Source organism: Halorubrum sp. SD626R (assembly GCF_001261915.1).
Lineage (GTDB): Archaea > Halobacteriota > Halobacteria > Halobacteriales > Haloferacaceae > Halorubrum.
Genome location: NZ_CVRT01000085.1, coordinates 1 through 1331, shown reverse-complemented (window position 1 = coordinate 1331; position 1331 = coordinate 1). Strand labels below are relative to the sequence as shown.

Sequence of the window (1331 nt, the reverse complement as noted above, 5' to 3'; positions counted from 1 at the left end):
TCGCTGCCGGCGCGGAGGTCCTCGACGACGTACAGCGTCAGGCGGTCCCAGAGGTTCCACGCGTAACCGGAGCGCGCCAGCTCCCAGGCGGCCCACGCGGCGACCTCCTCGTCGGAGCGGCGCACGGCCTTCTGGAGTAGGCTGGAGACGGCGTAGCGGCTGTACCCACCGTCGGTCTCGTTCGGCTCCTTGGGCTCGCCGAAGTCGTTCTCGCCGGTCGCCTCCGGCGTCGTGTCGGTCTCCAGACTCCCGTCCGACCCGAACGTCGCCTGTCGGTCGTCGCCGTCGGCCATACCTCCGGTCCCGCCGCGAGCGACTTAAAAACCGCGCGCGGCGGGCGATGCCTTGGGGTCCGATCACGAGCTCGAGGCCCCCGCGGTACGGCGGATCACACCTGTGTTGAAAGGGAACTCTTAAGTCGAATCCGGCGGCTAGCATACGGTAACCGCCCTTAGCTCAGCCTGGTAGAGCAGTCGACTGTAGATCGACTTGTCCCCCGTTCAATTCGGGGAGGGCGGACTTCCGTTCCGGTCGATCCGCGACCGACTGTAGATCGACTTGTCCCCCGTCCCCGCGAGCGAAGCGAGCGGGGAACAGCGAGACGACCGTAGGGAGTCTCGCGCGTTTCAATTTCGGGGAGGGCGGACTTCCGTTCCGGTCGATCCGTGACCGACTGTGAGCCCTGAATCTGTCGACGCCGTCCGCTCCTAGTCGTCCGCGACGGCGGGCGCAGTCGGGGTCGCCGTCTCCGCATCGACCGCGTCGGACGCCGGTGTCCACTCCAACTCCTCCTCGTAGTGGAACGCGCGGTGGTCCTGCGTCGGGTCGACGACCGTCAGAGAGAGCCAGCCGTTGTCGAGGAGTTCGCTCAGTTCCTCGTGAGCGGCCAAGACGTCGGCGACGCGGTCGACCGGCGCGTGGATCACGGTCGAGAGGCGGAGCGGCTGGTGGTACGGCGTGTCGTCGTCGACCGAGAGCGACTGCGAGGGGAGTCCGGTCATCAGGTCGCCGCCGTTGCCCTGATACACGCCGACGTTGCCGACCGGATTCTGCGTCACCTTCGACCCGCCGCCGTAGACGGCGTTGTCGACCGTCGAGAAGTAGTACTGGGCGTTGATCCACTGGGTGACGACCATCGGCCCCGTGAGGATCGCTTCGAGCGCGTCGCCGTCGGGGTCCGTCGACCAGTCGTACGAGTGGAGGAAGGCGCGACCGTCGAGGTCGAGGCCGCTCGTCAGGTCGCGCGGGCCGACGACGAACCCGGCGTTGCCGGCGAGTCCCCATTCGGGACGCGTCTCGGCCCAGTCGGCCGCGAGGCGCTCGGCCGTGTC

The 1331-nt window shown here is 68.2% G+C and carries 1 protein-coding gene, 1 tRNA gene and 1 pseudogene; 1 reads left to right on the top strand and 2 read right to left on the bottom strand.

All coding sequences use genetic code 11. From position 1 onward, the window contains the following. Positions 1–293: pseudogene (locus tag SD626R_RS09405) on the bottom strand (hypothetical protein); the annotation flags it as partial. Positions 294–445: 152 nt separating this feature from the next. Between SD626R_RS09405 and SD626R_RS09400 the strand changes: the two are divergent. After that, a tRNA-Tyr gene (locus tag SD626R_RS09400) sits at positions 446–519 on the top strand. Positions 520–707: 188 nt separating this feature from the next. Here SD626R_RS09400 and SD626R_RS09395 read toward each other — a convergent pair. Next, a partial coding sequence (locus SD626R_RS09395) for a putative inorganic carbon transporter subunit DabA (RefSeq protein ID WP_141651429.1) occupies positions 708–1331 on the bottom strand: 624 nt, incomplete at its 5' end.